This is a genomic window from Paenibacillus sp. P3E (genome assembly GCF_001909045.1).
GTDB classification, from domain to species: domain Bacteria; phylum Bacillota; class Bacilli; order Paenibacillales; family Paenibacillaceae; genus Paenibacillus_AQ; species Paenibacillus_AQ helianthi.
On record NZ_LVWH01000059.1, the window covers coordinates 44,882 to 65,164 of the forward strand.

The 20,283-nt window shown below is 50.0% G+C and carries 17 protein-coding genes and 1 pseudogene; 9 read left to right on the top strand and 9 right to left on the bottom strand.

From position 1 onward, the window contains the following. Positions 1–32: 32 nt before the first annotated feature. On the bottom strand, positions 33–995 hold the full coding sequence (locus A3842_RS07215) for an EamA family transporter (RefSeq protein ID WP_178382307.1): 963 nt from the start codon (positions 993–995) through the stop codon (positions 33–35). 319 nt (positions 996–1,314) lie between these two features. Between A3842_RS07215 and A3842_RS07220 the strand changes: the two genes are divergently transcribed. The 5 genes and pseudogenes from A3842_RS07220 to A3842_RS07240 all read left to right on the top strand — a co-directional run bounded on the left by A3842_RS07220 (position 1,315) and on the right by A3842_RS07240 (position 7,346). Then, entirely contained in the window at positions 1,315–2,109 is a 795-nt protein-coding gene (locus tag A3842_RS07220) for a hypothetical protein (protein WP_256701566.1), read from the top strand. A gap of 14 nt (positions 2,110–2,123) precedes the next feature. Further along, positions 2,124–3,812 (top strand): vWA domain-containing protein, encoded by a 1,689-nt coding sequence (locus A3842_RS07225; protein WP_074100908.1) that lies wholly within the window; start codon positions 2,124–2,126, stop codon positions 3,810–3,812. Between the two features lie 95 nt (positions 3,813–3,907). After that, positions 3,908–5,047: a toxic anion resistance protein gene (locus A3842_RS07230; protein WP_074083606.1), complete on the top strand. Its 1,140-nt coding sequence runs from the start codon at positions 3,908–3,910 to the stop codon at positions 5,045–5,047. A 68-nt stretch (positions 5,048–5,115) separates the two neighbouring features. After that, positions 5,116–5,616 (top strand): annotated as a pseudogene (locus A3842_RS07235) (suppressor of fused domain protein); the annotation flags it as partial. Positions 5,617–6,038: 422 nt separating this feature from the next. Next, positions 6,039–7,346, top strand: coding sequence for a DUF5050 domain-containing protein (locus tag A3842_RS07240; RefSeq protein WP_074100909.1), 1,308 nt, complete (start codon positions 6,039–6,041; stop codon positions 7,344–7,346). A gap of 78 nt (positions 7,347–7,424) precedes the next feature. Here A3842_RS07240 and aroA read toward each other — a convergent pair whose 3' ends face one another. Genes aroA through A3842_RS07275 form a run of 7 tightly spaced genes read right to left on the bottom strand, consistent with a single transcriptional unit; the run spans position 7,425 to position 16,007 of the window. Then, positions 7,425–8,795, bottom strand: a complete 1,371-nt coding sequence (gene aroA / locus A3842_RS07245) for a 3-phosphoshikimate 1-carboxyvinyltransferase (protein ID WP_256701567.1) — start codon at positions 8,793–8,795, stop codon at positions 7,425–7,427. Then, positions 8,752–9,990 carry a Coenzyme F420 hydrogenase/dehydrogenase, beta subunit C-terminal domain gene (locus tag A3842_RS07250; RefSeq protein WP_074100910.1) on the bottom strand — a complete coding sequence of 413 codons (1,239 nt, stop codon included), beginning with the start codon at positions 9,988–9,990 and terminating at the stop codon, positions 8,752–8,754. The genes aroA and A3842_RS07250 overlap by 44 nt, the downstream gene beginning before the upstream one ends. An 18-nt stretch (positions 9,991–10,008) precedes the next feature. Further along, a complete protein-coding gene (locus A3842_RS07255; RefSeq protein WP_074083610.1) occupies positions 10,009–11,187 on the bottom strand; it encodes a glycosyltransferase family 4 protein in 1,179 nt (392 codons plus the stop codon). Between the two features lie 21 nt (positions 11,188–11,208). Continuing rightward, a complete protein-coding gene (locus A3842_RS07260; protein ID WP_074100911.1) occupies positions 11,209–11,643 on the bottom strand; it encodes a hypothetical protein in 435 nt (144 codons plus the stop codon). Between the two features lie 45 nt (positions 11,644–11,688). Then, entirely contained in the window at positions 11,689–13,701 is a 2,013-nt protein-coding gene (locus A3842_RS07265) for an alpha-amylase family glycosyl hydrolase (protein ID WP_074100912.1), read from the bottom strand. Between the two features lie 3 nt (positions 13,702–13,704). Next, positions 13,705–14,844 (bottom strand): DUF1611 domain-containing protein, encoded by a 1,140-nt coding sequence (locus A3842_RS07270; protein ID WP_074100946.1) that lies wholly within the window; start codon positions 14,842–14,844, stop codon positions 13,705–13,707. 20 nt (positions 14,845–14,864) lie between these two features. Beyond that, positions 14,865–16,007: a DUF1611 domain-containing protein gene (locus A3842_RS07275; protein ID WP_074100913.1), complete on the bottom strand. Its 1,143-nt coding sequence runs from the start codon at positions 16,005–16,007 to the stop codon at positions 14,865–14,867. A gap of 199 nt (positions 16,008–16,206) precedes the next feature. Between A3842_RS07275 and A3842_RS07280 the strand changes: the two genes are divergently transcribed. Together A3842_RS07280 and A3842_RS07285 are read left to right on the top strand one after the other, a co-directional pair. Next, positions 16,207–17,118, top strand: a complete 912-nt coding sequence (locus A3842_RS07280) for a LacI family DNA-binding transcriptional regulator (RefSeq protein ID WP_074100914.1) — start codon at positions 16,207–16,209, stop codon at positions 17,116–17,118. A gap of 49 nt (positions 17,119–17,167) precedes the next feature. Continuing rightward, positions 17,168–18,433: an MFS transporter gene (locus A3842_RS07285; RefSeq protein ID WP_074100915.1), complete on the top strand. Its 1,266-nt coding sequence runs from the start codon at positions 17,168–17,170 to the stop codon at positions 18,431–18,433. Here A3842_RS07285 and A3842_RS07290 read toward each other — a convergent pair. After that, positions 18,414–18,623 (bottom strand): transposase, encoded by a 210-nt coding sequence (locus tag A3842_RS07290; RefSeq protein WP_371915988.1) that lies wholly within the window; start codon positions 18,621–18,623, stop codon positions 18,414–18,416. The two genes, A3842_RS07285 and A3842_RS07290, sit on opposite strands and share 20 nt — an antisense overlap. A gap of 489 nt (positions 18,624–19,112) precedes the next feature. On the opposite strand from A3842_RS07290, the gene trpS reads away from it, so the two are divergent. Both trpS and A3842_RS32415 read left to right on the top strand, forming a co-directional pair. Then, entirely contained in the window at positions 19,113–20,129 is a 1,017-nt protein-coding gene (gene trpS / locus A3842_RS07295) for a tryptophan--tRNA ligase (protein ID WP_074100916.1), read from the top strand. Continuing rightward, the gene (locus A3842_RS32415; protein WP_178382308.1) at positions 20,129–20,266 is read left to right on the top strand and encodes a hypothetical protein; all 138 of its coding nucleotides are present in this window, start codon (positions 20,129–20,131) and stop codon (positions 20,264–20,266) included. Before trpS ends, A3842_RS32415 begins: the two co-directional genes overlap by 1 nt. The last annotated feature ends 17 nt before the right edge of the window (positions 20,267–20,283 follow it).

Sequence of the window (20,283 nt, forward strand, 5' to 3'; positions counted from 1 at the left end):
CTTATAAATAATCATCGCTAGATGACAGGCAGCTAGACCTGTGAAGCTGCCGTGTCGGATATCCCCCACCGCAGCTTGTACAGCTCAGGGAGCACAACCCCCAGGAGCACCAGGACAACCCCGGTCCACTGCAGTCCGCTTACCTGCTCATGCAGCACGAATGAGGAGAGCAATACAGCAACCGGAAGCTCGGCAGCACCGAGAATGCCAGCCATGCCGCCCCCGATATGCGGAACACCAATGGCAAATAATACCGGCGGAATAAAGGCTCCGAACAAACCCAATAAAAATCCAAACAGCAGCAGCTGTCCCCACAAAAGTCCGTTGAAAAGGAAATACGGCGGGAAAATAACGAACAATAGCAACAAGCCTCCGGTAACCATCCATGCGCTCCGGTACGCCGGATGTGCAGAGGGAACCGCTTTGCCGCTGAAAATAATGAACATGGAATAACTTACAGCTGACAACAGGCCCAGAGTAAGTCCAAGAGCATTGAAATGCGCTGCACCCTGATCTATAATTCCTGCTGCAAGCAGCGTTCCGCCGAAGAGAAGCAACAGCGTCAGCAGGGTTACCTTGTCGGGCCGCTGCCGCTTGCTGACAGCCTGGATCAGTACACTGATCCAGGTGAACTGGAACAGCAGGATGATAGCCAGCGAAGCTGGAATATAGCGCAGGGACTGGTAATAGACTAATCCTGTCACCACAGTAGGCGCTCCAGCCATCATCAGCAGCAGCCGCTGCTTCCAGGTAAGTGCAGGCGATGCCTGCTGTGCTGCAGCTGGACGAATGCCTTGGCTGCGTTGTTTACGCGCCTGCCTAACCTTTGTATATAATGCCAGCAGCCAGGCAAGAATGCAGCCGGTCAGCAGCTGCGTACCGACCACTTCCCCAAGCTGGTACCCCTCTCCGTAAGCCAATACGACGATCGTAGATAGAATTCCATAGCTCATGGCCCCAATTAATACCGATAACAAATATTTCAAATCTTTCATTTCATTTATGCCTCCTGAATCTATTAAATCGGCCGCAATACGCAAATAAACCTAACTCCGGGGACGAGGAACATAAGAGCATGATCCTTGCCATCGTAGTTAGGAAGAGTAGGCTTCCTGTAGAAACCCTCGCCCTGTTGATGCCCATAAGGCTGCGAGGTTATACGAGAACAGTATGTAATTATATGCATAACGACTGTTCATATGTTACATGGCAAGTAAGTTGCTGTCAACCCTTAATTCTTAAAATTTAAGGATTCAAATGACTGGGGCTCGATTTGGTAATATTTCGGAGCTAAACCTTCTTTTCTCTGATAAAATGGATCCAAAGGCGTCTTGTAAAAAAATACCTGCAGAGGAGGTGTACATTCTGAACCGTTCTGGACCCGTAAAACTGATAGGACTTATTGCCGGAATTGCGCTGTCGAACATAGCTGTACTTTCTCCTGGACTGCTTGGCCTTCAAATTGTTGGCGGAAGTACGCTTGAGACTGCTTCTGGCGTTACTCTGCTATTCATTAGTTTGCTTGTCGTGCTGTACGGGAGCTATACCCTCCTCTTCAAAACACCAGCCACTCCCTCTGTCCGTAATTTGGAAACCCGTGATGATTACATCGCAGGGTTGAGCCGCTACCGGAATGTGAAGGCGCTCCAAAAAGATGTTCTGCTTGCCCTTGAGCAGTTGGAGCGGATCGACAAAAAGAAATCCACCTTGATGAATATATTAGGGGAGCGGTTTGAGCCCACGGAATTAAGCTTCCGAAAGTTCCAGTCCGTCATTGTTGAGGTTGAAAAGCTCTTGTATCTGAATGTGCGGGGGATTCTGAACAAGCTCAGTGTATTCGATGCCTCTGAATTCAACCTGTTCACCAGCCGGCAAAGGCCGAAGCCCTTCTCCGATACGCTGGTGCAGAGAAAAAACGAGCTGTATAACGAATATTTTGCCCATGTGACTGGCTATCTGGGGGCGAATGAGGAGATTCTGCTTAAGCTGGATCAGCTGCTGCTGGAAATTTCCCTGCTGGATAATACGGACTACAGGGCAGTTGATGAAATGCCTTGCATGAAAGAGCTTAACGCCCTGATCGGGCAGACCAAGCTCTATCAGAATTAGAAAGGAAGATGCACATGGCCGGGAGTGGCAAAAAAGGGATCATACTCGCAGTGATTGCAGCATGCGTATTTGCTCTGGTCTACTTCGGAATCACGCTGACTGCAAATTTAGGCAAATCCGATAAGGAGATCTCTGCGGAAGACGCCGGTAAAAAGCTGAACAAACTCTACAGCAATGTTAATGTAACAGTCGCAGATACTGTAAAGGGGCAAATCGACCTGGACCCCGCAGATATCGGCGAATCCCTGCCCGACATCTCCAAATTTCCTATTTCTGTAGAGAATACAACGGACAGCTTCGTGGAAATCTTCTCTTCCACCGAGAAATCCGGGACAGGAAATGACGGCTGGCTGAATGAAGTAGCCACTGCCTTCAATGATGCGAAAATCATGATCGGCGGTAAACAGGCTTCCGTAAAGATCCGTAATATCGCCTCAGGCACGGCCACAGACTATATCCGGTCCGGTAAGTATATACCAGATGCTTTTACCCCTTCCAACGAGCTATGGGGCGAGATGGTCAAGGCAAACGGAACCCCTACCGTGCTTATCTCGAAACGTATAACCGGCAATGTGGCGGGCGTGGTAACCAACAAGAAAAAATATGACGAACTGGTAGGCAAGTACGGCTCGCTGAATGTCAAAACTATAACGGATGCTATCGCAGCGAATGAGCTGTCCATGGGCTACACCGACCCGTTCGCCAGCTCCACCGGACTGAACTTCCTCGTGACCGCACTCAGCACTTTTGACAGCTCCGATCTGTTAAGTGATAAGGCTGTGCAGGGCTTTGAGCGGTTCCAGGCCAATGTGCCGTTCATCGCCTCGACCACGCTGCAAATGCGGGATGCGGCTAAAACAGGGGCACTGGATGCTTTTGTTCTGGAGTATCAAACCTATGTGAATGCGCCTGATCTGAAAAGCGGCTATGTCTTCACACCGTTTGGCGTACGACATGATAGTCCGCTCTACGCGCTTGGAAATTTACCCAAGGAGAAGCTGGACATTATCAAGAAATTTGCCGAATTCACTGAGCAGGACCGATATCAACAGCTGGCATCGGACAAAGGATTCAACGGCATGAATGAATACGTCTCTGAACTTGCCCCTATTGAAGGCAACCTCCTCTCTTCAGCCCAGAAGCTCTGGAAAGAGAAAAAGGATGGCAGCAAACCAATTGCAGCTGTATTCGTAGCGGATGTGTCAGGAAGCATGGCCGGGGAACCTCTCAATCATCTGAAGGAATCGCTGCTCAAAGGACAGAAATTCCTGGGTAAAGACAACAGCATTGGCTTTGTCTCCTACTCCAGTGATGTGACTATTAATCTGCCCATCGCCAAATATGACACCAATCAGCAGTCCATGTTCGTAGGGGCCATTAACAGCCTGCAGGCTACCGGGGGCACCGCTACGTTCGACGGAATCATTGTAGCCATGAAAATGCTTCAGGACCAAATTGCCTTGAATCCTGATATTAAGCCGGTGATTTTCGTCCTCAGTGACGGTGAAACGAACGAAGGGCATTCATTAGATGAGATTAGAGGCTTAATCGAGACTTATAAAATCCCGGTCTACACCATAGGCTACAATGCGAACATCAAGGCACTGGAGAGCATTTCCAGTATTAATGAGGCTGCAAATATCAATGCAGATACGGATGACGTCGTGTACAAAATCGGCAATCTGCTCAACGTGCAAATGTAGCTCAGCCTACCATTCGGGCATATGCTATCGAAGCTAGTTATATTACGGGCACAGTCGAAGAAGTGCAGCTTCGATAAAACTTTAGGAGGTTTGTGATGTCATTTACCATGGAAATCCCTAGTACGGAAACGCTCAAAGCGGTTATCGAAGAACAGGTACAGCCTGAGCCTGCAGAGGTTTCGCAGCTGAAAGAGCTGGCCGCGAGCAATGTAGCAAGTATTCTGGACCTGGATATAGACTCACTGGAAAAACGGAGATCTGTGCTGCAATCGATCGACATGTTCGGAATGAATACCATGCGCTCCTCTTCCGATAAAAACTCCCTGCTTCAGGTGTCCGTAGGCAATCTGTCCAAAACAGGCGATGAAGGCGGCCAGGTCGCCAAGGGATTGACGGAGCTCCATTTGCAGTTGAAGGATCTGGATCCGAGTGCTGTCGATTTTGCTAAAAACGGGATTCTGGGCAAATTCTTCAATCCCCTGCGTACGTATTTCGCCAAGTACCAGAAAGCAGACGCTGTCATTTCCGATATCATCCAATCCCTGGATAAAGGCAAATCCATTTTGAAGAACGACAACACCACCCTTGAGATCGAACAGCAGACCCTGCGGGAGCTCACCAAAAAGCTGCAGAAGGAAATTCAGCTCGGCATGCTGATGGACCGGGAAATCGAGCATCAGATTGAAGCTGCTAAGGTGCGCAGTGAGTCCGAGGACAAAATCAGGTTCATCACCGAAGAAGTCCTCTTCCCTCTCCGTCAGCGGGTCATGGATCTGCAGCAGATGCAAGTAGTCAATCAACAAGGCATCATGGCTATCGAAGTAGTGATCAGAAATAATAAAGAACTGATCCGGGGCGTTGACAGAGCCCGAAACGTAACCGTATCTGCACTGAAAATCTCCGTCACCGTCGCAAGCGCACTATATCATCAAAAAATCGTACTCAAAAAAATCGAGCTGCTAAATCAAACGACAGATCATCTGATCAGCGGCACCTCAAAAATGCTTAAAGAGCAAGGGGCAGCGATTCAAAAACAATCGATGGAAACCTCCATCTCTCCGGACACGCTGAAACAGGCCTTTACCGACGTGTTGTCCGCCCTGGATTCCATCAGCACCTACAAGCAGGAGGCACTGCCGAGAATGCGCGAGACCATCAATCAGTTCCGCGAACTGGCCGACAATGGCGAGCAGCAGATCCAGCGTCTGGAGAGGGGCAACTCGCTAGGGCTATAAGCTGATTTAAGACTGTCAATCTATCATGATAAAACTAGTTCCCGACCACATTCTGGGAGGGAAAACATTTGAGCGAAGAAGAATTGAACGCAGATGGCTGGGAAGCCATAGATGAAGCTCTGGAGCAGCTCTATGGAGAACAGGAACAGAAGCATTACGGAACCGCCATACCCTACATGCTTGGTGGACCAGATCCGCTGAATGGAATCAGTGTATACGAAGTGCGTGAACCAATGCCACATTGGCATTTTGTAACCTACGGATTTTCGGAGCTATATGAAAAAGAAACGGAAGATCCCGGGTACAGCGGATATGGCTTCGAATTGACCTTCCGGCTATCCAAATCCGCTGCAGAAGATGAGCCTCCAGCTTGGGCATTGAATCTGCTGCAGAATCTGGGCCGTTATGTGTTTAACAGCGGAAATGTGTTCCGTTCCGGGGATTATATGGATGCGAATGGGCCGATTGCCCTTGAGTCGGAGACGGTGCTGACAGCATTGGCTTTTATTACAGACCCTCTGCTTCCGGCGATAGACACCCCTAATGGCCGAGTAGAATTCCTCCAGCTTCGAGACAGGTGTCCCTCGCAGCATCGATATTCATAAAGAAAACGTTCTCCTTAAGCTGGATGAGGCTGCCTCGGAAGCTATATCAGAAATTCTCCGTCCGGTAGCAGGGCTGTATCATCTCACTGACTGGCCGGAGTTTGCAGTGAGGATCGTACCCACTCATATCACCGACAATGAAGGAACTGTTGTGAAAACCATAGGATAATCATTCACAACCCCATAGGCCATTACTCTCGCTTATGGGGATTTTCCTTGTTTGCATATTTATGCATGCCATTTAGCCCTTACCAAATTCATTCAATTCATGATTCAGGAGGATAATAATGGTTCTTTCGCTTCATATATTTTCCTTGGTTTAATCCGATATCTTAGTAAGGTATAGTTTTATACTCATACCATTTCATCTAAAGAGGAGTCGTCAAATGAAGAAGATTCAGAGGTTAACTAAAAGATTAGGGTGCATCCTGCTTGCAGGTGTTTTGATCAGCTCTGCTCTAGGGGCAGGAAAGCTGACTCCACACGCATCCGCAGCGGCTGCGGAGAATGGGTATGTGTACTATAGCTCGGAAGATGGATCATTATATCGTGCACCCACTGCTGGGGGTACTGCTCAAATGATCTCTGAGAATTTCGAGGGATCCTATCTGAACGCAACCAGCAAGTATTTGTATTTCTTTGATAATGAGGACACTAGCAAGCTGCAGCGTTTGTCTCTGACCGAACCAGGTGCGCTGATCAGCAACTTTGCCGGCAACAAGGATATTTTATTTTACCAAATCGAAGGGGAGTTCATCTATTTCATGGATGACAATGGCGTGATCTACCGCTCGTTGGCTGATGCGGCTGATGACACCCAGATCAAGCAAATTGCGAATAACGCAGATACAGAATTTCCAGGCTTCTCCGTGGAGAATGGCCGCATTTACTACAATGTTTTGAAGAACGGAACAAACACCTGGGCAGCCTCGAAGTCCCGCGATGGCAGTGGAAATGTGCAATATATAGCGCAAGGCGCCATTCCATCCTATTCCTATATTCATCCGGGTTCTTCTACGGTTTCTGTAATGGTAGATATCAAACCTGCAGAAACGTATTATTCTCTGAACTCCATGGTTCTGTACACCCTTCCGGTGAATGGCGGAAACCCCAAAGCAGCCAATGCCAAAAGCCCGCTGGATGCGAATGCAACCTATTCAGGCTTCTGGTCCAATGATTATTACATCTATAACAAAGGGGTCACAGTAGACGATAATGATGATTACGTGTATTCCAAGAGCAAAAGCTATGCGATAGATAAAAGCGGTAAATCGTTTCAGCTCAATCAAAGCGCGGTTGTCAGCCTTGCCGATATGGGCGGAAACAAGCTGGCATACGTCGGCAGCAACGGAAAAGGCTACATCAGTACCATTGCCAACGGTAAAGTAACCAGTACAAAAACACTTGCACTAAGCCAGGTGACAAATGTCTATAACCTGAAGAATGGTACAGCCGACGGACAAATCATATTTTATGCAAGCGGCGGGGCTTATGCTGTAAATGCGAATCTGTCCTTAACTAAATTGAATGGCGTGACTTGGGATAATAGCTCCATCTTTAACGATGTATCAGGAATCTACTATTATAACGCAGAGGATAATCAGAGCCTCTATAAAATGAGCGCTGACGGTAAAACGAAGCTGAAGCTCACCGATGGACCTGTGTCAGAAATCTATACAGTTACCACTAAATAATATTACTCGAAAATCACAGAAGCCCACAGCACTGCATCATGCGGTGCTGTGGGCTTTTTCAGCAAAACGTACCGATAATCATTCTGAACGCAAAATATCAATATGAGCAAGCTGCGAAAGGTCCTCAACAAAACCCGGGTAGGATACGTCGATACAGCCGCAGTTGCGGATAATCGAAGGCTCATCCATACTGCTGGCGAGCACAGCGGCGGTCATGGCGATCCGGTGATCCCCAGAGCTGTCTACAATAGCAGGTGATAGACGCTTGCCGCCGTGAATGACCATATCGTCTTCACTACATGAGGTTTCTATGCCAAAAGCTCTTAGTACCCCCGCAGTAGTCTGAATCCGGTTCGTATCCTTGTCTCGTAATTCCCGGCAGTTCCTAATCACTGAATCCCCTTCGGCAAACGCCGATACCGCGGCTAGCAAAGGAACCTCGTCAATCAAGCTCTGTATCCGCTCGTTACCTTCAGCAAGGACAGGGGACAACCGGGCTGCTTGCGGGCAATAGATATCTGCAATCGGCTCCCCGGATAGTAGATCCTCTTCCTTTTGCAGCATCAAGTGAAGTCCCATCTCTCTAAGCAGGTGAAAGAACCCCATCCGGGTCGGATTGACACCCACTCGTTTAATCGACAGGCTGCCTTTGTGCCCCATTCCCCGAATAGCGTATGCTGCCAGCAGAAAAGCCGCTGAGGACAGGTCACCTGGAACAATCACATCCTTGGCGGAAAAGAAACTACCTCCCCTCAGGGAAGTAACATCGCCATCGGCCTGAATATCTATGCCGAAATATCGCATCAGGCGTTCGGTATGATCCCGGCTTTGGCAGCTTTGCCGATAACGTGTGATCCCCTCCGCGTACAATCCCGCGAATAGCAGAGCTGACTTTTCCTGTGCGCTGAATACGGTGGCTTCCATGTCTATGGGAGACAATGGCGATGCTCCCTGAACCCGCAAAGGCAGACAGCCCTTCACACCAAGATATTCAATAGAGGCCCCCATGTCCATCAGCGGCTGAACCACCCAATCCATCGGCCTTGCCGAGAGCAGTGCGTTCCCGCCGAGTTCCGCTGCAAAGGGCTGTCCTGCCAGCACAGACAAGATCAGCCGGGCCGATGTGGCCGTATTCCCAATCTCAAGCCTGCCCTCTGGTACCCGCAAGCCCCGCAGCCCTCTCCCATAGACAGACAGGTCATCACCATTCCATGCAAACGTTACACCTAATTGGCGCAAAATAGCGATGCAGCTCTGAGTGTCACGGGAACGCAGCACACCCTGTACGTTGCCTCTGCCTTCGGCGATAGCGTTCAGGACAATGGCCCGCTGAGAGATGGATTTGTCTCCGGGAATCGAATGGAACACCAAAGAGCCTACATCCCGCTTCGCTCTGATTCGCAAGTCACACTTGGCCGGTAGCTCGACCCTGTTCTGTACCAATTCCAATTCTGATCACCTCGTCATCCGAGAGTATTTGCGAATAGTCCATATCTCTTCCGGGAGCCAGCGGAATCCGCCGGTCGCCCTTTGCCGCGTAGCTGCGGTAACGCTGCCTTTTGCGCTCCAGTCCAAGGTTGTTCTCGAAGGTATAATCGACTAGCTCCACCGCGTTCCGGCGCAGCGCAAGCGCAAGTAGATCAGCTCCCATCCTCGTACGCACCATTACCGTGGATGAAGCTTTGGCGGATACTCCGGCTTTACTGGAATCAAAAATGTTGGGGTCCCCATCCGAAATCGAGATATCGGCAACACCTGACCACCAATCCGGGCAAGCGAGGCAGCGAAACGTCTTGAACTTCTTGAACTCCTCCACCAGCCTATAAAAGGGGAGAAAATGTTCCTGACCCTGCCGTGTCCTGACCACGAATTGTCCAGGATATTGCCCTTCCCGGTAGCGCATAAAGACAACATCGGCCAAATCGATGCCGAGGATCTCTGTAATCAGATGTTCAGTACCGCCAAGGGAGGTATTAGAAGCACATCCCAGCTCAATTGTAAACGCTACCTTGTCTGCCAACATAGAGGAAGGCAGATGCTCCGGGAGATTCAGCAGCTTGTTGATTCCTTGAATCTGGCACGGCACACCTATAATGCCTACCTTGTCATATCTGCCGTCCTTTAACAGATCCAGATTCGGCGTAATGCAGTAGCTGGTCTGTGCGCACTCGATAATCCGGTCCACCGAATCGGCAAGGTACGCCTTCGGCACCCAGGGGCGTTCTTGATCTCTCCCTACCACAATCACCGCGTCGGCCAAGTTCTCCTCCAGCGCCGTGATCGCCAGGATCGTCGCCGCCCCACCGGCTGCCGCCCGGCCCAGGATCTCCGGGTCCGCTGCCGATAATTGATAGGTGGACAGGTAAATACCGGTCCAGCGTTCAAGCTCGGATCGGTTGCGGCCGAAAATGCGGCGCTCGGACTCCATCACACCTGTGTCATACCCCGGGCACACTTCCGAGCAGAGATTGCAGCTTCCGCAGGTGTCCGCTGCCTGGCTCTCCATGCCTTGGAATACGGGAAGCGGAACGGAGTCGCCGTTCATTGCCAGCAGGCCTTGAGGGCACACTGCGGCGCATAATCCGCAGGAAGCACAGAGCGATAGATCAAGAATCTCTTCTTTGAGGGTGATAAAAGATGTCATCTCAGCACCTTGCCTTCCTCATAATCTCACGCCGCTTAGCGCGGAATAGACTTCTCTGGTTCTCTCAGCAATAGGGTGCCAGTCATACCGCAGCCGGGCTTCCCGCCGGGCTGCCTCCGCAAGCCGGTCCCCCTCCTCAGGATCACGGAGAAGATACAGAATCCGGCCCGCAAGCATATGGGGATCTTCAGGAATGCTGATGAGCCCGGTCCGCCCGTGCTCCACAATCTCAGCAAGTCCACCGATATCGGACACAATTACCGGGGTACCGCTTCCCATCGCTTCAAGCGCTACAATACCGAAGGGCTCATACAAACTGGGAAATACACAGACATCAGCAATCTCCAGCAGATAGCTTTTCTCCAGACTGTCCACAAAGCCAGTGAACCGGATGCTTGTACCAAGCTCGGCCGCACTTGCTTCAAGTTCGGCCAGCATAGGGCCCCGGCCTGCGATAATGCAAGTACAGTGCGGGAATTCCCGAAGCACCTCATGCATACTTTGCAGCAGCACCTGCACCCCTTTTTCCTTGACCAGCCTTCCAATGAACAAGACAATCTTTCCGCCATTCTGCGCATAATGTTCTCTTCTGAAAGAATGGGCAGGCATGAGCTCCAGTGAACGGAGATCAATGCCGTTGGGAATCACCTCTGTCCTTTGCTTGTCCAGGGTATGCACGGCGCAGACTTCGCTTTGCATGTGCAGACTGCATACAATAACCTTGTCCGACGAGGAGACCAGTTCGTGTTCGATGGAATGGATCGTTTGCTGCTGCGGCGTGAATAATCCCTGATTTCTTCCATGCTCTGTAGCATGGATCGTCGTAACGAGCGGCAAGTGAAGGCGCTGGCGCAGAAGAAGGGCCGCATAACCGACCAGCCAATCATGCGCGTGAATTAGGTCGAACCTGATGTTCCCGCTTAGCTGAGCGGTAACGTAATCCACAATCGCCAGATTGAATTGAAGCACCCAATCCTCGAAGTCAGTCAAATTCTCATAAGAATTCACACGGTGCACGTGTACGCCGTTCTCCACCTCCAGCACGGGCCGCCCGGGCGCGGTATTGGTGACTACATGGACTGCCGTCCGCCCAGCCTGCAAATGCCTGGATAATTCATAGACATGAGGGGCAATCCCTCCAATCACCAAAGGCGGATACTCCCAGGACAGGATTAAGACAGATACGCTTGATTGCATAGGTTGTCCCCTCCGAATCTCTCAGTGTGCAATAAGTGAATAACCCGTGAAGAATTCCCACCATGTATTTTGCTCCAGCAGCGGTGGCGAGGAATGATCTCTTTGAAAAGAGAGCCAATCCACAGACTCGGTCATGAGGTCTTCAGAAATATATAAAATATTCGACCTCGAAATCGGTACAAACGTTTGCACTTTTTTGATAATCCCCAAATCCGCGTAATAGTAGCGGTTTCCCGGCTTGGGAATTTGCATGTCCAGAGCTTGTCCAAGCGGCCTATCCACCGGGAACAGAAACTGTGCAAATTTATTGTCGGCAGAGAGGGCGGTAAGGCGGACAGCCTGCTGCAGCTCATGCCATCCACTTTTAAAATGCCAGGCAATCATGCTCCTTGTATCTTCGCCCAGCGTAGTCTGGAAGACCAGACGCGCTCCATCAAACTGCAATCTCTCATCCATACACAGCATCTCCTTTTGGACAACTGGATGAATTCTTGGCGGCCATCACTCCTGCCACTCCACAATCATTTCGGATACACCCTCCGGAGGCGTATGCCAGCTATGAGCCACTCCCTGCTCCCACCGCACGATACCGGAATCACTTCTTAGCAGAAATTTGCATTCGATCCAGCAATCCGCTGGCAGACTAATGTCACAGTACCAGGTGGGGTACCGATAGACGATATGGTTATAGAATGGTCCTGCGGCCCTGTCCACTTCCCATGCTCCGAGCTCGTACACATTCCCTGTCACAAAGACATGTGAATCATATTCGGTGAGTATATTCTTGACCACCAGCCTTACCGTAACCAGCTTTCCTGTCCATACGGTCAGCTCTTCCGTCAGCAGAAACTCCGTCTCCCCGTTCCTCAGCCCTTGTATGTGATGTATGCCCGCTGGTATCACCGGAACCTTGGCAACGATCCTATCGGATTTCCAGGAGATAACAGTTGCTGCATACCCGCCAACCGTCAGACTGCCTGTGTCGCCCAAATATCTTCCCTGAATAATAAGCTCGCTTCCCGGCGCCGCCGCTTTAGGGTAGAAGTGCAAGGATGCTGGCTCCTCCGAATCAGACTCACACGTATAGACGTAAGCAGACCGCGGAGCCATCACCATATTCCGTATATCCCCTTCAGCCTCTGGAGACACTTCACAATCTGCGAACACGTCCCTCAGGATGCTGGAATACGTGCCTTGCGGAAGCGACGTCACCAGTGGCGGCAGAACATGTTCTCTCTCTTCCAGATTGAGCAGGACCAGAGCAACATTTCCCCTGTACCTACGCTCGAATGCCAGTACCTTGGAGTTCACATGTAGCAGCTCCGTACTACCATAACCAATCGCAAGGTTACGTGCCCTTAGACGATTAAGCTCCGCCAGAATCCGGTAGGCGGGTGTCTCCCTGCTGAAGGAGCTCATCATGGCACGGTTATGCGGGTCATCCCCGCCACTCATGTACTGCTCGGTTCCATAGTACACCACCGGCAGGCCTGCGGAAGTCAACAGCAGCACAAGCGCCAGATCCGTAAGCGAAGGGTCCGAGTCCTGTGTAAACCGGCTCATATCATGATTATCCAGAAAAATAAGCTGGTCGAACAAATGCTTATAGCATCCAGATGATTCACACAGCATATCAGCAAACGCTTCGAATCCCCTTAAGCCGTGAAAGCTCTCCCGCATCGCGTGAGTGAACATGAAATGCAGGAGGCTCATCCCGCTGTTATTGGCAAACGCAGCATTATCCTGCGATCTTCCATGTGCTTCCAGGAACCATTCCCCGAAGAGAAACGCCGGTTTTCTGGTATGAATGAATCCAGCGAATGAGGTTAGCCAGCCTGGAGGAATATGTTTGGCTGCGTCAATTCGGACCCCGTCGACTCCTTGATCCAGCCAGTAAGCAATGCCTTCGCGTAAAAGCTCATCTGCCCGCGGATTCATCTGATCCAGTCCGGCAAGGTCATACAGGTTGCGGTACAGCGAATCCTCGGCATTCAGGAAAGAAGTGCCACCATTATGAAGGAACACACGCTCCATATCTCCCGAGTACGCAGCCACAAGTTCTCCAGCGCGGTACAATGCGCCATTCTCCATGTAAGCAGGCTGCAGTTCCAGTGCCGGGGATGTATGGTTGGGCGTAAAATCAATGATGACCTTCAGTCCATGCTCATGTGCAGTGTTCACCAGAGCTCTGAAGGTGTCCAGTGAACCAAAATACGGGTTGTGCCTGAGGAAATCTCTAGGCCAATAGCCATGATAGGAAGCCGTGCCTGCTTCATCATCCATGCATACATGAATGTTCTCTGCCGGCTGTGAGATCAGAATCGCAGAGATGCCCATTCCCGTGAGATATCCGTCCCCAATCCTGGCGATAATTCCTTCCCAATCGCCGCCAAGATATTTCCGCGGATTGCTTGAATCGGCACTGAATAGCTCAGCCGGTGGACGGTTGCCAGGATTGCCTTCGCAGAATCGGTCGGTGATAATCTGATAGATGCATTCGCCCGGATTCAGCATAATTTACATCCCTGAACCGGCCGAGACGGCATTCGCTGCTTCGAGCATGAGGTTCATAGTTTCTTCCGCCTGTTCGATAAAAAGTACATGAGTTTGGAATTTCCGTTCTAGTTCAAGCTTGCGGGCGGTTCGTTGTTCCTGGGGATAAATCTCATATTGCCCGTAAGAGGTCTCCATCTTATCTGGAAGCAGTAGGGCAAGTGGCCGCCTGGAGTAGATTCTTAGTATTTCAATCGAATCGTGAATATCCTCGTCGTCATCATAACCGGCAATCAGTAGTACAAACTCCGGGTCAAAGGTCCGTAGCATCGCGTATCTCAGAGAGTTGAATGCAATATTCATAGTAGGAAGGATGGAGCTTTGCCCCGCCATGATGATCCACTCGCTCCCACTGCGCTGAGCCTGATGAATAACGGAATCTATATAATACGGATACTGCTGAAGCGGACGATGTGCCAGAAATTTGAAGATATCCCCTTCTGGCTGCCGGAAGAGGAAGCCGGTGGGTTCCGTGATGAAGGCTGTCGCCGGAATGCCCCACGCCCGAAATTTCCGATAGAGATTCATTTGCACGGTAAACTTGCCGATGCATCCCCGGGTGGCAAAAATCCCAACCCTCTTAATCGTTCGGGGACGGGAGAACATCAACGCCTCCTTCTCGAACTGTTCCAGATAGCGCTCGATATCCGTTTCGGACGTAGGGTAACGCTCGTCCATCTCTTGAATAAGATGCTCCCGTGGACTGTGAATCACGTCGATCTTTATTTGCTGCTCCGCCATCCAGTTCAGCGTATCCCGGTCATAGATTTCATGCACACTAACCACCTTTAAGCCCCGGTCTGAAGCGTACATGACCAATTCGCGCCATAACCCGGCCAGATCATGCTCGGCGAATACCCCCTTATTCCCGCCAAAGGTAGTACCCGGATCGTTCAAGATCAGAGTGTCCGCACCATTCAGTCCTTCTTCCATAGATCTATGAATGAGAATCCCCGCACGTTTCCCGTCTACCTGCTCTCCGGCATCTTGTCCGTCTTCCTGCACGAAGTCGATCACCGATACAATCTCCACGTCCAGCAGGTCACGAAAGCGAATCAGACCCTGCGTTATTTTATTGAATGGATACAGCACGACTCTCTTCATATTCGCTGCCTCCGCCCGGTTCATAATCTGACAGTCTTCTTATACTGGGACAGCTTGGCGGCTAGTCTGCCAATGTCCAGCACGGATTCGACATGCTCGGCTTCAAAGCGGCTGCGGATCTCTGCCTTGCGTCGTTCGATTTCTTCAGGGGTCTTCCAGATGTATTCTCCAAAATCAACTTCGTATTTATCCGGGATCAGAATGGCGAAAGGTCGGCTGGCATTGCCGTATATGCGAAGAATATCGAGGCTGTCTCTGATCTGCTCATCATCATCATAACCTGCAATCAGGATCGTCAGATCCGGCCGGAAGGCCCGCAAATAAGAAACCTTGGTCGCTGCAATCACGAAGTTCTCATTCGGCAGCAGGGAACCTTGCCCGGACAAAAGTACATAATCACAGCCTTCACTCTCCGCCTCCCGGACAGCTGCATGAATGTAATACGGGTATTGATTCAGCGGCCTGCGGGCAATAAATTTCATAATATCCCCGCCCGGTTGGTTGAACAGTGAAGCTGTAGGCTCGGTTATAATCGCCTTGACCTTCTCACCTGCCTGTTTAAGTTCTCTGAATAATGACATTTGGGCAGTGAACTTTCCCAGGCAGCCTCTTGTTGCGAATATCCCTACCTTGCAAATATTGTGGTTATAAGCGGTTATCTGCGCGTCTACATCAAAATAAGATAGATAAGTGGCTACTTCATCACCAGGGGAAGGAAATACATATTCGGTTTGAAGCCGGCGCTCCAGACTTGCGGGGATTTGCGGCTCTACCTCAATGGTAATTCCATTCTTAAGTAGCCATTCCAGGGTGGGGCCGTCAATAATTTCATGCACACTGATGATCCGCAGCTTTCGCTCATGGGCACGGATAACCAACATTCTCCACAGCTGTGTGAGATTATGCTCGCCGTATACGCTTTCGTTATTGCCAAATGAAGTTCCCGGATCATTCAGAATCAAGGTATCAGCAGCCTCAAGCACCTCTTCGATGTTGTCCGTAATCGGAATACCCGCCGCTCTGCCTGCAACCAGCTCTGCCGCATCTTTACCCTTATGCAGGACAAAATCGACAACCGCCACTATCCGGAAATCCGTCAAATCCCTGAATCTGACCATCCCTTGCGTGATTTTATTAAAGGGATACAACACCACATTGTCCATGCATAACCGCCTCCTATGATAGAGAAAATGATAGACAACAATCGATAGACTTAACCGATTAAGCTGATACTACAATATTTTACATATTATATCAATACAAAGAAATAAAAGTATTTTCATGACATTCCATATCCGGAATTGACTCGTGACCCGCTCTAATGTTAATCTTTAGAAAATTGAATGATAGGAGATTTGATTGTTGAAAAAAACGACTATGAAGGACATCGCCATCAGGGCCAACGTATCCGTTGCAACCGTTAGCTATGTGCTGAATCGTGTGGATAATCAGACTATTCCTGAGAAAACACGGCGCCAGATTATGCAGCTGGCCGAAGAACTTCGCTATATTCCGAATCTGGCAGCCCGCTCACTTGCGAACCAAAAAACCGGACTGGTAGGCGTATTGGTCTACAAATCCGAGCAAATGCCTTATTGGAAGCTTCATGCCCAGTTCGCCTTTATTCATGCCTTGGAGCAACGGCTTACAGCAGCCGGCTATCATACGCTGCTCTACTCACTGGATGAAGCTAACCCTTCGCTGGACATTATTGTCGAGCGCAAGCTGGAAGCCGTGTTTCTCATTGATGTGCTGGACGCATCCTTCTACTCGATCTCCAGACACTTTGTCGAGGGTATTCCCCTGATTCTGATTGACAGCATGATTGAAGATAAGCTGTTCAAGCAGGTGGTGTTCAATTACCGCTCGGCGCTTGAAGAGGCCCTGCCGGAGGATCTGTCGCAGGTCTGTTTGATTATGGAGAGCTTCAACAACTCGCTGCTAACCCGTTATATCCGCAGCAATGTTCCTCTGGCTGACGACGCGGTCTTTGAGATCCGCGAACTACAGGATTTGAACTCAGCAATGGATCACCACCGCTTCAAGCAGGCAATCGTGATCAATGAATTCATTGGCAGCCACGTCGAGAAGACAGGCGGCTTCGAGCACTTGACTGTAATCTGTACCTGTAATTCTCCGCAAATGCTGGGTGAAAGTGTGGAGAAGCTTCTCTTCCACGGGGATAAGGCAGAAGTCGCATTTGAACTCATGCTTAAGCTTTTGCACGATTCCGACTACTCTGAGCAAGACAATAACTGCTATTTTATCGACTAATTTTTTTTAAGGATTAACTTAAACGCTTAAGTTAAAAGGGGAGAATACCATGTCCGATCCGGTTTTGGCTAGACAGGCGGTTACGGCTGCACCCACTTACCCGGGACTTTGGGCCAACAAAAAATTCCTACTGCTGCTCTGTTCCTTTTCCATTTCTCTGTTTGGCAATACCTTTCACAGCATTGCTCTAAGTCTTTGGGTGCTCCAGACCACCGGCAGCGCCAAATTAATGGCTGTACTGACGATCATTAACCTATTGCTGAGCTCACTGCTCGGGTCTATTGGAGGAACGTTCGCAGATCGGACCAACCGTAGAAGGATTATGCTGATTACAGATCTGATCAGTTGCATGCTGGTAATCGTGCTTGCCTTGGTCATCTCCGTCCCTTCCTCTTCCTTCATTATTGTGGCTGTGCTTACAGCGCTGACCACCGTGTCGGCCCTGTTCCAGTCACCTGCCTACCAATCTTCCATTATCACCGTTGTTGGCAAAGAGCATGTCCAGCAAGCGGTTGGAATGCTTAATCTGTCGGAGAACATTTGCCGGACGGTAGGCTTTTCGGCAGGAGGAATCTTTGTCGCAACCTTTGGTGCGTCAGATGCCATTTTATTCGATGGATTCACATTTCTCGTCTCCTTCCTGCTCGTTCTTGCTGTCCGTTCCCTGCCGATGCCGACTCGCGTCAATCATGAGCCCCAAGAGAAGAAGAAATTTATTCAGGATCTTGGAGATGGGATGCGGTATATCTGGAAGTTTCCTTTTGCCAAGGCAGTCATCATCATGCTTCCGACGCTCACGCTATTCTTCATGCCTTCGCTGATGCTGACCCAGGTCATGGCCGTCAACGTATGGAAGTCCAGCCCGTTCCAGTTCGGACTCATGGAAGCCTGTATTCCGCTCGGTTATATGATTGGCTCAGGCCTGATTATGATACTCGGTTCCCGAATCAAACGGCGGGGTTTATTGATTATGATCAGTCTCCTCTGTCTAGGCCCAATGTACATCCTGTTATCTTTCATCCCTTCTGCAGCTATAGCTATTCCTGTCATTCTGTTGATTGGATTCATATTCTCGTTCTGCACACTGCTAATCAATACCGTTCTCCGGCTGGAAATTTCGGAAGAGCTTCAGGGCAGAGTCTTCGGCGTACTGGGGTCCGTTATGAGTGTAGCTCCGTCGATCGGTCTGACCATTGTCTCCTACCTCTCGGATCATTTCACTCCCGGTCCAGTCATGGGTTCCATTGGATTGCTGCTGCTCCTGTTCGCCTTATATGCTTCTACTAAGCTCAAGGTCATCCGGAGTTATAGATAAGGTGATATTGCGCCGATAGGTAGGTGTTCTTTTTTCGTCTTGCCGCTCGCGCCGATTCGACCAGCGCACCTCGCAGTTTTTTTGTTCCCTTTTCGCGTCTTCGCTGATCGTTTTTCCCTGCGCTCTCATCATGACCTGGAGTCATTCCTGCCCATGAGCATAAGTGCCCAGACGTTGGGGAGCATATCATTTTGAGACAGCGCCTTTTTTATCTCTGCTTGACGAATCCAACTACCATAAGGTAATATTCCCCATATACAATAAACAACGCAGAAAAAGGGTAAGTAGACATTTCCCCAGTGGACTTGCAGAGAGCCGGTGGTTGCTGTGAACCGGTGTCCAGGATATGATCGAATGGCCTTTGGAGTTGCTTTTCCGAACCATCCTTAGAGGGTGCAGTAGGGAAATGCCGGGAATCCCGCCGTTATCAGGGGAACGGTCTCGGGATGAGGGTTACAGCATCTCCGCACCGTATTGCGAAGACTGAAAGGTCTGCACCTTTAGTGCGGCTGAGCAGTCAATTAAGGTGGTACAACGACAACTTCGTCCTTATCGGACGGGGTTATTTTGTTTTTTAAGGGGGTGATGGCCATGGAGGATGGCTGGTGGTGGCGGCTCACAATTCAATTTCACAAGCTTCACAAATATGTATACAACCATTTTAGGAGGATGTTCACTGATGACAGAACGTGTATTGACTGGAGACCGGGTGACCGGAAAGCTCCACCTTGGCCATTATGCCGGCAGTCTGCAGAACCGGGTGCACTTACAGGATCAGTATGAATCATTGGTATTTCTGGCCGATGTACAGGCGCTGACCACCCATTTCGAACGGCAGGAACAGATTCGCACCAACATCCGTGAGATGACCCTGGACTATTTATCCGTAGGGATTGATCCTGAAAAGTCTACGATTTTCATTCAATCCATGATTCCCGAGATTGCTGAGCTCACCGTATACTTCTCGATGTTCGTATCCGTTAATACACTGCGCCACAATCCAACCATTAAGGCTGAATCCCAAGGACGTGGACTAGACGAGCTGTATTACGGATTTCTGGGGTACCCGGTTAGTCAGGCTGCTGATATTGCCATTTGCAAAGCAACGATTATTCCTGTTGGTGACGATCAGCTTCCGCATCTGGAGCTGGCCCGCAAGATTGTGCGACGATTCAACGAGTTGTATCAGCCAATACTTGTAGAACCTCAGGCGATGATCAGCAATACACCGAGACTTGTGGGTACAGACGGAAATGCTAAGATGAGTAAAAGTCTGGGCAATGCCATCGAACTTGATTCTTCTGCGGAGGATATCGCCTACAGAATAAAAAGAGCGGTCACAGACCCTGCCCGCGTGCATAAAAATGATCCCGGGCACCCGGAAATTTGCCCCATTTATGCTTATCATAGGGCTTTTGGGCCGGATCAGCTTACGGAAATACGCGAAGGCTGTGAACGTGGAACCATGGGATGCACGGCTTGCAAAGAACGCATCACATTGACATTGGAGAAGTTGATTGCACCCATGCGGGAGCGCCGGGCCTTTTACGCCTCACGGCCACACCTCGTGGATGATATTCTAATGACCGGAACGAAGTACACCCGGGGGATCGCCAGTGCGACGATGAAGGAAGTCCGTGAAGCGATGAGCCTTGATCATTTCAGCCTCTCCGCCATGGAAAGAGGGATGCTCTAATGCTGACTTTGCCGGAGCTGATTACCCATGAGACTCCTATCCTTAGAACCCAGAATGCGGAGCAATACTTCGATCTCGCAAAAGCGGCACCTACTCTTATCGTTCGGCTGAATCGTATCCTTGCATTCATTGATTGAGAAGCAGTCCCCTTCTT

Bases quoted from the DNA above. Each gene is read 5' to 3' on its own strand.
- A3842_RS07275 (WP_074100913.1), bottom strand. From the start codon at position 16,007: ATGGACAATGTGGTGTTGTATCCCTTTAATAAAATCACGCAAGGGATG.
- A3842_RS07270 (WP_074100946.1), bottom strand. From the start codon at position 14,844: ATGAAGAGAGTCGTGCTGTATCCATTCAATAAAATAACGCAGGGTCTG.
- A3842_RS07285 (WP_074100915.1), top strand. From the start codon at position 17,168: ATGTCCGATCCGGTTTTGGCTAGACAGGCGGTTACGGCTGCACCCACT.
- A3842_RS07290 (WP_371915988.1), bottom strand. From the start codon at position 18,623: ATGATATGCTCCCCAACGTCTGGGCACTTATGCTCATGGGCAGGAATG.
- A3842_RS07230 (WP_074083606.1), top strand. From the start codon at position 3,908: ATGTCATTTACCATGGAAATCCCTAGTACGGAAACGCTCAAAGCGGTT.
- A3842_RS32415 (WP_178382308.1), top strand. From the start codon at position 20,129: ATGCTGACTTTGCCGGAGCTGATTACCCATGAGACTCCTATCCTTAGA.
- A3842_RS07255 (WP_074083610.1), bottom strand. From the start codon at position 11,187: ATGCAATCAAGCGTATCTGTCTTAATCCTGTCCTGGGAGTATCCGCCT.
- A3842_RS07265 (WP_074100912.1), bottom strand. From the start codon at position 13,701: ATGCTGAATCCGGGCGAATGCATCTATCAGATTATCACCGACCGATTC.
- A3842_RS07220 (WP_256701566.1), top strand. From the start codon at position 1,315: ATGGATCCAAAGGCGTCTTGTAAAAAAATACCTGCAGAGGAGGTGTAC.
- A3842_RS07250 (WP_074100910.1), bottom strand. From the start codon at position 9,990: ATGACATCTTTTATCACCCTCAAAGAAGAGATTCTTGATCTATCGCTC.
- A3842_RS07215 (WP_178382307.1), bottom strand. From the start codon at position 995: ATGAAAGATTTGAAATATTTGTTATCGGTATTAATTGGGGCCATGAGC.
- A3842_RS07225 (WP_074100908.1), top strand. From the start codon at position 2,124: ATGGCCGGGAGTGGCAAAAAAGGGATCATACTCGCAGTGATTGCAGCA.
- trpS (WP_074100916.1), top strand. From the start codon at position 19,113: ATGACAGAACGTGTATTGACTGGAGACCGGGTGACCGGAAAGCTCCAC.
- A3842_RS07240 (WP_074100909.1), top strand. From the start codon at position 6,039: ATGAAGAAGATTCAGAGGTTAACTAAAAGATTAGGGTGCATCCTGCTT.
- A3842_RS07260 (WP_074100911.1), bottom strand. From the start codon at position 11,643: ATGGATGAGAGATTGCAGTTTGATGGAGCGCGTCTGGTCTTCCAGACT.